We start from the raw sequence: 12699 nt of genomic DNA, 5'->3' as shown, positions 1-12699 counted from the left end.
TCTTCCAGATGAGTAGTCAACGCTTGAAAAAAATCGCGCTGATCTGTGCCGGCGCACTGGCGGGCGGGGCGCTGACCCTGAGCATTCAGGCCTACGCCGAGAAAGATGCCAGCCTCTCCGCCTTGCCGCTGAACGAATTGCGGACCTTTGCCGAGGTATTCGGCCGCATCAAACAGGATTACGTCGAACCGGTGGACGACAAGAAGCTGATCAACGATGCCATCAAGGGTATGTTGACCGGCCTCGACCCGCACTCCGACTATATGACGCCGGACGAATTCAAGGATCTGCGCGAGAAGACCCAGGGCGAATTCGGCGGCCTGGGTATCGAGATCGGCGCCGAGGACGGCCTGGTCAAGGTGGTGGCCCCCTATGAGGACACCCCGGCGCAGAAGGCCGGCATCAAGAGCGGCGACTTCATCGTCAAGATCGACGACACGCCGGTGCGCGGCCTGAGCCTCACCGACGCCGTCAAGCGCATGCGCGGCAAACCGGGCACCAAGGTGACGCTGACGATCGCGCGCAAGAACGCCGACAAGCCGATCGTGGTGACGCTGACGCGCGCCATCATCCGCACCAAGAGCGTCAAGTTCAAGCTGATCGAACCGGGCTACGGCTATGTGCGCGTGACCCAGTTCCAGGAACATACGGCGGAAAACCTGGCCAGCGCCATCCAGAACATGTACACCAGCAACAAGGGCGACCTGAAGGGCCTGGTGCTCGACCTGCGCGACGATCCTGGCGGCCTGCTCAACGGCGCGGTCGGCGTGGCGGCGGCCTTCCTGCCCAAAGACACGCTGGTGGTCTACACCCAGGGCCGCACCAGCGACTCGAAGATGCATCTGACCGCCACCTTGGCCAACTACGCCAATGCCGACGGCTCCAACCCGCTGGCCAAGCTGCCGCAGCAAAGCCGCAAGGTACCGATGGTGGTGCTGGTCAACGGCGGATCGGCCTCCGCCTCGGAAATCGTCGCCGGCGCCTTGCAGGATAGCAAGCGCGCGCTGATCCTCGGCACGCAGACCTTCGGCAAGGGCTCGGTTCAATCGATCTTGCCATTGACCAACGATGGCGGCATCCGTCTGACCACGTCGCGCTACTTCACGCCGAGCGGCCGCTCGATCCAGGCCAAGGGCATCACGCCGGACATCCTGGCCGACGGCGGCGACTCGGCCTATCAGGCCTTCTCCGTGCGCGAAGCCGATCTGGAAGGCCACTTGGCCAACCCGAACGGCGACGACACGCGCCCGGCGCCGGCCAAGCCGACCGCAGCCGCCCCGGCGCCGGCCTCGGACGCCACCAAGCCGGCACGCCCGGCAGCCAATGGCGACGAGCCGGACCCGGCCAACGACTACCAGCTCAGCCAGGCGTTGAATACGCTCAAGGTACAGCAGCTGCTGATGAAGAAGGCCGCCAGCCAGTAATGCCCCAGCGCCCGGACGGGCGCCGGGATCGATCCGGCCGGGGTGCGCAGGCTCTCCCCGGCCGGTTGTTTGAACACTCGCCATATTGTCGGAGCCGGGCATCATGCTGTCTCATCAGTTTGCGCAGCCGTTTCGCGAAGCGGCGCCTTATATCAATACTTTTCGCGGCAAGATCTTCGTCTTGGCCATCAGCGGCGAAACCGTCGACAACGGACACTTTCCCAGTCTGGCGCCGGACATCAACCTGCTCGTCAGCCTCGGGGTCCGGGTTGTGCTGGTGCACGGCATCCGCCCGCAAATCGACAAGCTACTGGCACGCCACGGCTTGACCCGGCAATTCCATCACCATCGACGCATCACCGACGACGACACCATCGACATCGTCAAACAGGCCATCGGTTTGGCGCGTTTGGATATCGAGGCGGCCCTGTCCACCGGTATGCCGAATTCGCCGATGCACGGCGCCCATCTACGGGTGGTCGGCGGCAACGTCCTGACCGCGCAGCCGCTCGGCGTGGTCGACGGCGTGGACATGCAATACACCGGCCAAGTTCGCCGACTGGATACCCAGGCGATCCATGCCTGGCTTTCCAACGGCGACCTGGTGCTGATGTCGCCCATCGGCTACTCGCCGACCGGCGAAGCCTTCAATCTGACCATGGAAGAGGTGGCGACCGAAACCGCTATCGCGCTACGCGCCGAGAAGCTGATCTTCCTGATCGAGGGCATCGGCGTCCTGGATGAAGATGGCGAGTTGATCCACAACATGACCGCGCAACAGGCCGACGAGCGCCTGGCTGCCGACACGGTCAACGAAGAGGCGCGGCTGTACCTGCCCTACACCGTGCGCGCGACCCGCGAAGGCGTCACCCGCGCCCATTTGGTCAGCGACAGCGACAACGGCGCGCTCTTGACCGAGCTATTCACCTCGGTCGGCTCCGGCAGCATGATCGCCCGCGACCCGCTGGTGAAACTACGCCCGGCCAATATCGACGACATCGGCGATTTGATGGCGCTCATCCGTCCGCTGGAAGAGCAAAACATCCTGGTACGACGTAGCCGCGAGCATCTCGAAATGGAGATCGGGCGCTATACCGTCCTGGAGCACGACAACCGCATCTACGGCTGTGTCGCCATGCACCCGTTCCACCAAGAGGAAACCGCCGAACTCGCCTGCCTCGCCGTGGCGCAGGAGCGCCGCAACAGCGGCTTCGGCGAGCTGCTGTTGCGCCACGTCGAATACCAGGCGCGCACCCAGGGCTTGGCATCGCTGTTCGTACTCACCACCAAGACGGCGCACTGGTTCATCGAACGCGGCTTCTCCGAGATGCCGCCGTCCGAACTGCCCGAAGCGCGGCGGCGGCTGTACAACAACCAACGACGCTCAAAGGTATTCGTCCGACACCTTTAAGAACCCACACTTAGATCGAGGTTGGTGCGCTCATCCGGATATGCCACAATAAGCGCCATATCTCAATTCACTTGCATCAAGGATTTGCAATGGCACGCACTGTTCAATGCATTAAGCTCGGCCGCGAGGCCGATGGCCTGGATTTCCCGCCGCTGCCCGGTGCCCTCGGTCAACGCGTGTTCGAGCACGTCTCCAAGGAAGCCTGGCAAGGTTGGATCCGCTACCAGACCATGCTGATCAACGAAAATCGCCTGAGCCTGGCCGACCAGCGCGCGCGGCAGTATCTGTCACAGCAATTGGAAGCTTATTTCTTCGGCGACGGCGCCGAAACGCCAAGTGGGTATGTTCCACCAGAAGAAAAATGAAACATAATAAAAGCCCGGTATACTGGGCTTTTTTCTTTTCTCCTTCCGCACGGATCGCATCATGGCAGACCAAGAACAAACCATGCTCAACCGCGAACTCGGCTTGATCGAGTTCAACCGCCGAGTTCTGGCACAAGCGGAAGACCCCAGGCTCCCCCTGCTGGAGCGTCTGAAGTTTCTTTGCATCGTCTCCTCCAACCTGGACGAATTCTTCGAGGTGCGCGTGGCCTGGCTCAAGGAGGTCAAGGAACACACCCCGGAACGCATCCTGGCGGACGGCCGCAATGCCGAACAGTGCTTGGAGAAGGTCTGTGCCGGCGCGCGCCAACTGATTCAAGAGCAATACGGCGTCATGCGCGAGGTGATCTTCCCGGCGCTACGCGACGAGAGCATCCAGTTTCTGCGCCGTATCGAGTGGACCATCGAACAACAGGAATGGGTGAAGGCGTTTTTCCACCGCGAATTGATGCCGATCCTGACGCCGATCGGGCTCGACCCGTCGCACCCGTTCCCCAAGGTGCTCAACAAAAGTCTGAACTTCGCCGTCGAGCTGGAGGGCCGCGATGCCTTCGGTCGCCAGTCCGGCATCGCCATCGTGCAGGCGCCGCGTATCTTGCCGCGCGTCATCCAGTTACCGGCCGAAATCAGCGACGGCCACCCCCATACCTTCGTTTTCCTGTCCTCGATCCTGCACTCGCATGTGCACGAGCTGTTCCTCGGCATGACGGTCAAGGGATGCTATCAATTCCGCGTGACGCGCAATAGCGAACTCAACCTCGAAGAAGAGGACATGAAAAACCTGCGCACCGCGCTGCAAGGCGAATTGCGCCACCGCCAGTTCGGCGACGCCGTCCGGCTGGAAGTGGCCGACACCTGCCCGCCGCACATGGAGGAATTCCTGCTCACCCAGTTCGGCCTCGACAAACGCGATGTCTTCCGCGTCGACGGCCCGGTCAACCTGGTGCGCCTGATGCAACTGGCCGACCTGGTCGACCGCCCGGACCTGAAATTCAAGCCGTTCGTGCCCAGTCTGCCGCCCGCACTGGATAAAAAGATCGGCCTGTTCGAGGCCATCGGCCAAGGCGACATTCTGCTGCATCACCCCTATCAAAGCTTCCAGCCGGTCATCGATTTGCTGAACCTGGCGGCCACCGACCCGCAAGTGGTGGCGATCAAGATGACGGTTTACCGTACCGGCACCGACTCGGTACTGATGGACTCGCTGATCGCCGCCGCGCGCGCCGGCAAACAAGTGACCGTGGTGGTGGAACTCATGGCGCGCTTCGACGAGGAGGCCAACATCAGCTGGGCCTCGCAGTTGGAGGATGCCGGTGCACACGTGGTGTACGGCGTGTTCGGCTACAAGGTGCATGCCAAGATGCTGATGGTCGTGCGGCGCGAAGAACGCGGACTTATCCGCTACGTGCATCTGGGCACCGGCAACTACCATCCGCGCACCGCACGGCTGTATACCGACTTCGGCTTGTTGACCTGCAACGAGAAAGTCGCGAGCGACGTCAACGATATTTTCGTGCAGTTGACCGGCCTTGGCCGCGCCAGCAAGCTCTATCTGCTGCACCAGAGCCCGTTCACCTTGCACAGCATGATCCTCGAATCGATCGACCGCGAGATCCAACATGCCGAAGCAGGCCGCCAAGCGCAGATCATCGCCAAGATGAACGCGCTGCTCGACCCGCAGGTGATCACCTCGCTGTACCGCGCAAGCCAAGCCGGCGTGAAGATCCAATTGATCGTGCGCGGCGTCTGTGCGCTACGTCCCGGTGTACCCGGCTTGTCGGACAACATCACCGTGCGCTCGATCGTCGGTCGCTTTCTGGAACACCCGCGTGTCTTCTACTTCTACAACGACCGCGAGGAAGACCTGTACATCGCCAGCGCCGACTGGATGGGACGCAACTTCTTCCGCCGCATCGAAACCTGTGTGCCGATCGTCGATGCGAAGCTCAAGCGCCGGCTGATCAAGGAAGCGTTGCGCTTGTACCTCGAAGACAACGTCAATGCCTGGGAAATGCAACCGGACGGCAGCTATCGCCGCAAAGCCGTGCGCGGCAGGCTGCGCTGCGCCCAGGACACGCTGCTCGAGGAATACACCCATTGACGGCGTGGTAAAATCGCTTTTTTTCGACCCACATTTCAGCGGATAGTCATGTCTCAATACGTGTTTTCGATGCTGCGTGTCAGCAAGGTGGTGCCGCCCAAGCGGCAGATCATCAAGGACATTTCGCTTAGCTTCTTCCCTGGCGCCAAGATCGGCCTGTTGGGCCTGAACGGCTCGGGCAAATCCACCGTGCTGCGCATCATGGCCGGCCTCGACAAGGAAATCGAGGGCGAAGCCATCCCGATGCCGGGCATCAAGATCGGCTATCTGGCGCAAGAGCCGGAACTCAACCCCGAGCACACCGTGCGCGAAGCGGTGGAAGAAGGGTTGGGCGACGTGGTGACGGCGCAGAAGAAGCTGGACGAAATTTACGCCGCTTACGCCGAACCGGATGCCGACTTCGATTTCCTGTCGGCCGAACAAGCCAAGTACGAGGCCATCCTGGCCGCCAGCGACGGCAGCGCCAACCAGCAGATGGAAATCGCCGCCGACGCGCTGCGCCTGCCGGATTGGGATGCCAAGATCGACCATCTGTCCGGCGGCGAAAAGCGCCGCGTGGCGCTGTGCCGCCTGCTGCTGTCCAAACCCGACATGCTGCTGCTCGACGAGCCGACCAACCACCTGGACGCCGAATCGGTCGAATGGCTGGAACAGTTCCTGGTACGTTTCCCCGGCACCGTGGTGGCCGTGACGCACGACCGCTACTTCCTCGACAACGCCGCCGAATGGATTCTCGAGCTCGACCGCGGACACGGCATCCCCTGGAAGGGCAATTACTCCTCTTGGCTCGACCAGAAGGAGGCACGCCTGAAACAGGAGGAATCGAGCGAATCGGCCCGCCAGCGCGCCATCAAGAAAGAATTGGAATGGGTTCGTCAGAACCCCAAGGGACGCCAGGCCAAGTCCAAGGCCCGTCTGTCGCGTTTCGAAGAACTGTCGAGCCAGGAATACCAGCGCCGCAACGAAACCCAGGAAATCTTCATCCCGGTCGGCGAACGGCTGGGTAACGAGGTCATCGAGTTCGACCATGTCAGCAAGGCCTTCGGCGACCGGCTGTTGATCGACGACCTGAGCTTCAAGGTGCCGCCAGGCGCCATCGTCGGCATCATCGGCCCCAACGGCGCCGGTAAGTCCACGCTATTCCGCATGATCGCCGGCCAAGAACAGCCGGATAGCGGCGACGTCAAGATCGGGCCGACGGCGAAGATGGCCTACGTCGATCAAAGCCGCGGCTCGCTGGACGCCAACAAGACCGTCTTCGACGAAATCGCCGACGGCCACGACCTGTTGACGGTAGGACGCTACGAAACGCCATCGCGCGCCTACATCGGCCGCTTCAACTTCAAGGGCGCCGATCAGCAGAAAATCGTCGGCCAACTGTCGGGCGGTGAACGCGGCCGGCTGCACTTGGCCAAGACCCTGATCGCCGGCGGCAACGTGCTGCTGCTCGACGAACCGTCCAACGACCTCGACGTGGAAACGCTACGCGCACTGGAAGACGCGCTGTTGGAGTTCGCCGGTTGCGTCATGGTGATCAGCCACGACCGCTGGTTCCTCGACCGCATCGCCACCCACATCCTGGCCTGCGAAGGCGATTCCAAGTGGGTATTCTTCGACGGTAACTACCAGGAGTACGAAGCCGACAAGAAGAAACGATTGGGCGAGGAAGGCGCAAAACCCAAGCGCATCCGCTACAAGCCGATCACCCGCTGATCAAGGCGTCACCAGGGGCCGGTTCATGACCGGCTCCTCCTCCACCTCCGTCACCAGGCGGTTGCCGCCCTCCCGTTTGGCGCGATACATGCGCACATCGGCCATGTCGACCAGCGCACGCCAGCCGCACTCGCGATCGGCATGCCGTTCGGCCAAGCCGATGCTGCAAGTCAGGGTATCGCCATCCGGACGTTTGCCCAAGCCGCTCTCCAACACTCGCAGCAAGGCCTGGCGCGCCTGCGTCTTATCGGTATTCGGCATCACCAGCAAAAACTCCTCGCCGCCCCAGCGGATCAGAATATCGCCATGACGCAGATTGCGCCCGATGGCGCGATTGACCTGCTTGAGCACCTTGTCGCCGGCCTCGTGTCCGAAGTCGTCGTTGATGCGCTTGAAACAATCCAGATCGACGAAAGCAATCGACAACGGGGTGTTGTGGCGCAAAGCATAGCTTTGCTGCAACTCCAGCAACTCCTCGCCGCTACGTCGCGAGAACATCCCGGTCAACGGATCGTGAATCGTTTGATTGACCAATGCGATGATAAAGGCCAATTGGCTCAGGCTGGCCAGGCTCGCCACGCCGGCCAACAGCATCAGCAGCCATAGTTGCGCCCCGAACGACGGCAAGCTGACCTCGCCCCAGTTGAAGGCATAGGCCACCATGTTCGCCCCCAACACCGCCAGTGAAAAAAACGCCGTCTCGATCAACGTCAGGGGGAAGATCGCCAGGCCGGCCAGCAACACAAACGGCAGGAATGCATAGCCGGCACTGATCGCCGCCGCCGAGCCATGCAAATGCTGTTGTGTCAGTAGCAGGTGGGAAACCAAATAGAACACGGTGGGAATAGCGAACAGCGCAATCATCGCGCGATAGGCATGGCGCAGGCGACCATGCTGCGGCAATAACAACACCAATGCGACAAAGGCACAGGTGGCCACCAGCCGCAGCGCGGCCAGGCGCAACCACAGCGCCATCGGAAACGTGGCGACATCCACCAACACCCATAGCGGCGTCAGCACGGCGAACAGACTGGCAAACAACCTGACCCGGTTGAGAATCATCTGCGCACGCCTAAACACGATCAGCGGCATATGTAAGCGCGGGCTGACCAGCCAACCGGTTTCGTTCGGCTCGACTTCGCCCGGCAACAGGCCGAGCAGCCACTGCCAAAGCAGGTTTGCAATGCGCATCGTCATCTCAACGTAATGTGGCTTACATTCTATCCAGCATGCTCAAAAAATAACACAGTCATATTATTTAAGCTTAGTCATCGACGGCGCCATCGCGACCGGATTACTAGGGAATGACGGGAGAACATGGACCGGGAGGCCGATAGGCGCTGTTGCATCGCCGCCATCAGGAAGCGGCGCGAGAGACGCACGAACATGAAAAAAGCCACTTTTCTCGAAAAGAATAAGTGGCTAATCAATCTTGGCGTCCCCACGGGGATTCGAACCCCGGTTACCGCCGTGAAAGGGCGATGTCCTAGGCCTCTAGACGATGGGGACCAGGAGTGGCGCACCCGGAGCGATTCGAACGCCCGACCCTCTGGTTCGTAGCCAGATACTCTATCCAACTGAGCTACGGGTGCGCGGGAGGTCTGGCGGAGAAAGAGGGATTCGAACCCTCGATACAGGTTTTGCCCGTATGCACCCTTAGCAGGGGTGTGCCTTCGACCACTCGGCCATTTCTCCGTTCAGAGGTTTGCGATATTAAGGAAACCCGCCACCTCTGTCAAGCTTCGCAGGAATTAATCTTCCTGATCCAGGGAAAAAGCCTTATGCAACACGCGAACGGCCAATTCCAGATATTTTTCGTCCACCAGCACCGACACCTTGATTTCCGAAGTGGAGATCATCTGGATGTTGATGCCCTCCTCCGCCAGGGTGCGGAACATGGTCGACGCCACGCCGCAATGCGACCGCATGCCCACGCCGACGATCGACAGTTTGGCCACCTTGTCATTGGCATCAATCTTGGCGGCGCCGATATGCGCCTGCACATCGCGCAGAATGGTCAGCGAACGCTGAAATTCGCCGCGCGGCACGGTGAAGGAAAAATCCGTAGTGCCGTTTTCGCCGACATTCTGGATGATCATGTCGACTTCGATATTGGCATCGGCGATCGGCCCGAGGATCTGATAGGCAATGCCCGGCTTGTCCGGCACCCCTTTGACGTTGATGCGCGCTTCATTGCGGTCAAATGCGATGCCTGCCACAACTGCCTTTTCCATATTCTCATCTTCCTCAAACGTAATCAGCGTGCCTTCCCCTTCGTCCTCTTCGAAACTGGACAACACGCGCAAGCGAACCCGGTACTTGCCGGCGAATTCGACCGAACGAATCTGCAGCACCTTGGAGCCCAGACTCGCCATCTCGATCATCTCCTCGAAGGTGATGGTCTTGAGGCGGCGCGCCTCCGGCACCACGCGCGGGTCGGTGGTATAGACCCCGTCGACATCGGTGTAGATCTGGCATTCCTCGGCGCCCAGCGCCGCGGCCAATGCCACGGCCGAAGTATCCGAACCGCCGCGGCCCAGCGTCGTGATGTGGCCCAACTCGTCCACACCCTGAAAACCCGCCACGATCACCACTTTGCCGGCGGACAGATCGGCGCGGATTTCCTCTTCGTCGATCGATTGAATGCGTGCCTTGCCATGCGCGCTGTCGGTGGTGACCCGCACCTGCCAGCCGCAATAGCTGTGGGCCGGTACACCGATTTCCTGCAGCGCCATCGACAACAGACCAATGGTGACCTGCTCGCCGGTGGAAACCACCACATCCAGTTCGCGCGGATCCGGATTGGCTTGAATATCGTTCGCCAGAGCGATCAGACGGTTGGTTTCTCCACTCATCGCCGACACAACGATCACCAGGTCATGCCCCTGCGCCTTCCAACGGGCCACACGCCGCGCCACGTTCTTGATTCTTTCCGTGGTGCCGACAGACGTGCCCCCGTACTTTTGTACGATTAGTGCCATGCTCTTTGTCTTTGAATTTATGTTGAATGTCGAGCTTCGATTCTTGCCGCAAGCTGACAAGAAATGCAAGCGACATTGCGGTATATCAAGAAATTTCTGCTGCAGCGCAACAGCCGGACGGAGCTGCAACGGGAAAGCCGGACGGGGGCTTGTCAGCCGCGACGGGGATCTCTAGAATTTACGGCATTCTTCGGGGGCCGATAGCTCAGCTGGGAGAGCGCTGCGTTCGCAATGCAGAGGTCGGGAGTTCGATCCTCCTTCGGTCCACCATCCCCCTTTTTTATTTTTCCTTCGTTGTTGTCATCCGCGATTAAAGTACCTCTGGCACCAACGCCTTTGCGGCCCTGTCCTGATGCACTGACTTTACGGTGATATGAAAGCTTTCGTTCATTGTTGCGAATCAAATTAAAGGATGGTTTAATTTGATTTCAATGTACTAAAGAGTACTTTAAATGCCTCGCACCTCTGGTAGCTACGCGATTTCGACGACTCTGGGTGAAACGGTACACGCATTCGTGCCCCACCCGTTGCCACCGACGGATCCTGCATTATCCCCCACGGCGTTCATTGACCTCAATCGCCAGGCAGAACTGGCGCTGGCGCGCCTGGAAGGGGTATCGGGATTGGTGCCGTCAGTGGACTGGCTGCTTTACAGCGCCATCCGCAAGGAAGCCTTGCTTACTTCCCAGATCGAGGGCACACAGGCCACGCTGACCGACTTGTTCGATGAAGAGGCTGGTTTCAAGGTGAGCAACACCGACGACGTGGAGGAGATCACCAACTACCTGCAGGCTTTCCGCTGGGTTCAGGAACAATTTCGCATCCCCAATGGGCTGCCCATCAGTGTGCGACTGCTGTGCGATGCTCATCGGCAATTGCTCAATGGTGCGCGAGGCGCCACAAAACAGCCGGGCGAATTGCGTCGGTCGCAAAACTGGATCGGAGGAACCAGGCCCGGCAATGCAGTATTTGTACCACCTCCGCCGGAGTGCGTATCCGACTTGCTGGCAGACATGGAACGGTTCATTCACGATGAAACGAAAGATTTGCCACTCCTGATTAAAGTGGCGCTTGTCCACGCTCAGTTTGAAACCATCCACCCCTTCCTTGACGGCAACGGTCGCATCGGTCGTCTGCTGATCGCGGCATTATTCGAGCATTGGGGATTACTGTCGGAGCCGTTGATGTACCTCAGTGGCTACCTGAAGCAGCACCAGACGGAGTACTACCGTCGCTTGTCGGCCATTCGTACCGATGGAGATTGGGAATCCTGGGTATCTTTCTTTCTGGAGGGGGTAACTACCGCCGCCGGGTATGCGGAGAAAAACATCATTGAAGTCGCCAGTCTCATCGCGGCCGACCGCAGACGGCTGCTGCAGTCGACCAAGGCTGGCCCTGCAAGCTATCGGCTATTCGAGATGCTGCCGATGATGCCACGCTTCACGATCGAACGAGTGCGACAGCAATTGGATACCAGCTTTCCTACTGCTACGGCTGCGGTGAAGGCGCTCGAAGATTTGGGTATCGTAACGGAAATGACAGGGCAAAAAAAGAACCGCAACTACAGCTACCAGGCGTACGTCGAACTGCTCAGTCGCTGACCTGTAGCCAGCCGGCTAATGGCGAGGCATCGACAGCATGTCGTGCTTTGGAATCAGCGGCGGTAAAAGCGGCGGCTCGGTCCATAATCCATCGGCTTTTGCCTCCAGGCAATTTTATGGTTACTAAACGGTGCATTCGGCCAAGTTATCCTTCCAGCTACGAGCGGTAGCACGCGCACGGGGGCAGGGAAATGCCGAGAAAACAACAACGATATGCTTCCAGAGGGCGGCAGAGTTATGCTCCCCGGGACACAATTTTGTGATCGGAACCATAAAGCTTCCCAGGCCACAGAGCACGGGGATCCCATGCTCTGCCGGCAGCCACGACACCAGCCAGTTCCTTTCGGGCCGTGCGGACTGCCCCGGTTTTTGTAAGTCCCCCGATCCGGTGGCAAGATAGCCATCTACCGATGCCGGGGCGGCTCATTTGGAGGTTTTGCTAGTGCAAAAAGTGATTGAAGGTTTTTTGAAATTCCAAAAAGAGGTCTATCCGACTAGAACAGCGCTATTTAAAGAACTGGCGGAACAGCAGAGCCCCAAAGCACTCTTTGTGACGTGCTCCGACAGCCGGGTCGTACCGGAACTGTTAACCCAGCAAGAACCTGGCGATCTTTTTGTCATCCGCAATGCGGGAAATATCGTGCCATCCTACGGCCCCGAGCCTGGCGGCGTCTCGGCGACGGTCGAATATGCGGTATCCGTTCTAAAAATAACCGACATCGTCATTTGCGGTCATTCGAATTGCGGGGCGATGGCGGCCATCTCCAGTTGCCAGTGTCTCGACCATCTTCCGGCGGTCGCTCACTGGTTACGCTATGCCGACTCCGCTAAGGCGATCGTTTCCGCTAGAGAATATGCCACCCAACAGGAGAAAGCCGATGCGCTGGTTCGGGAAAATGTGATAGCCCAACTCGCGAACATCAGAACCCACCCGTCCGTTGCCCTTGCCATTGCTCAACGCCGACTCAATCTGCATGGTTGGGTTTACAACATTGAAGATGGCGTCATTGAAGCGCTCGATGGCAAAACCATGAATTTTGTCCCGCTATCGGACAACCGCGAGGTGAATGCAACCTAGTTAAGGA

At 59.7% G+C, this 12699-nt stretch carries 9 protein-coding genes and 4 tRNA genes; 8 read left to right on the top strand and 5 right to left on the bottom strand.

Annotation, left to right across the window (positions count from 1 at the left end; translation table 11 throughout):
• Positions 1 to 8 precede the first annotated feature (8 nt).
• The 5 genes from DFP86_RS05160 (at position 9) to ettA (ending at position 7032) form a co-directional block, all read left to right on the top strand.
• Positions 9 to 1424 (top strand): S41 family peptidase, encoded by a 1416-nt coding sequence (locus tag DFP86_RS05160; RefSeq protein ID WP_243729307.1) that lies wholly within the window; start codon positions 9 to 11, stop codon positions 1422 to 1424.
• A gap of 103 nt (positions 1425 to 1527) precedes the next feature.
• Entirely contained in the window at positions 1528 to 2835 is a 1308-nt protein-coding gene (gene argA / locus DFP86_RS05155; RefSeq protein WP_133678939.1) for an amino-acid N-acetyltransferase, read from the top strand.
• Positions 2836 to 2924: 89 nt separating this feature from the next.
• The gene (locus tag DFP86_RS05150) at positions 2925 to 3200 is read left to right on the top strand and encodes an oxidative damage protection protein (RefSeq protein WP_133678938.1); all 276 of its coding nucleotides are present in this window, start codon (positions 2925 to 2927) and stop codon (positions 3198 to 3200) included.
• Between the two features lie 61 nt (positions 3201 to 3261).
• Positions 3262 to 5319 (top strand): polyphosphate kinase 1, encoded by a 2058-nt coding sequence (gene ppk1, locus DFP86_RS05145; protein ID WP_133678937.1) that lies wholly within the window; start codon positions 3262 to 3264, stop codon positions 5317 to 5319.
• A 48-nt stretch (positions 5320 to 5367) separates the two neighbouring features.
• Positions 5368 to 7032, top strand: a complete 1665-nt coding sequence (gene ettA, locus DFP86_RS05140) for an energy-dependent translational throttle protein EttA (protein ID WP_133678936.1) — start codon at positions 5368 to 5370, stop codon at positions 7030 to 7032.
• Here ettA and DFP86_RS05135 read toward each other — a convergent pair whose 3' ends face one another.
• The 5 genes from DFP86_RS05135 to DFP86_RS05115 form a co-directional block, all read right to left on the bottom strand.
• On the bottom strand, positions 7033 to 8223 hold the full coding sequence (locus DFP86_RS05135; RefSeq protein WP_133678935.1) for a GGDEF domain-containing protein: 1191 nt from the start codon (positions 8221 to 8223) through the stop codon (positions 7033 to 7035).
• A 242-nt stretch (positions 8224 to 8465) separates the two neighbouring features.
• Positions 8466 to 8541 (bottom strand) — tRNA-Glu (locus DFP86_RS05130).
• 6 nt (positions 8542 to 8547) lie between these two features.
• Positions 8548 to 8624, bottom strand: a tRNA-Arg gene (locus tag DFP86_RS05125).
• A gap of 10 nt (positions 8625 to 8634) precedes the next feature.
• Positions 8635 to 8727: transfer RNA gene (locus DFP86_RS05120), tRNA-Ser, on the bottom strand.
• Between the two features lie 56 nt (positions 8728 to 8783).
• Entirely contained in the window at positions 8784 to 10013 is a 1230-nt protein-coding gene (locus tag DFP86_RS05115; protein ID WP_133678934.1) for an aspartate kinase, read from the bottom strand.
• Between the two features lie 194 nt (positions 10014 to 10207).
• On the opposite strand from DFP86_RS05115, the gene DFP86_RS05110 reads away from it, so the two are divergent.
• From DFP86_RS05110 to DFP86_RS05100, 3 genes are all read left to right on the top strand, one after another.
• Positions 10208 to 10283: transfer RNA gene (locus DFP86_RS05110), tRNA-Ala, on the top strand.
• 182 nt (positions 10284 to 10465) lie between these two features.
• Complete coding sequence (locus DFP86_RS05105) at positions 10466 to 11614, top strand: Fic family protein (RefSeq protein ID WP_133678933.1); 1149 nt, start codon at positions 10466 to 10468, stop codon at positions 11612 to 11614.
• A gap of 442 nt (positions 11615 to 12056) precedes the next feature.
• On the top strand, positions 12057 to 12692 hold the full coding sequence (locus tag DFP86_RS05100) for a carbonic anhydrase (RefSeq protein ID WP_133678932.1): 636 nt from the start codon (positions 12057 to 12059) through the stop codon (positions 12690 to 12692).
• Positions 12693 to 12699 lie beyond the last annotated feature (7 nt).

Origin of the sequence: Paludibacterium purpuratum, assembly GCF_004363805.1 — a bacterium.
In the GTDB taxonomy this organism is placed as follows: domain Bacteria; phylum Pseudomonadota; class Gammaproteobacteria; order Burkholderiales; family Chromobacteriaceae; genus Paludibacterium; species Paludibacterium purpuratum.
Note: the sequence above shows the minus strand (reverse complement) of the source record. Positions and strands in the feature narration are given on the sequence as shown.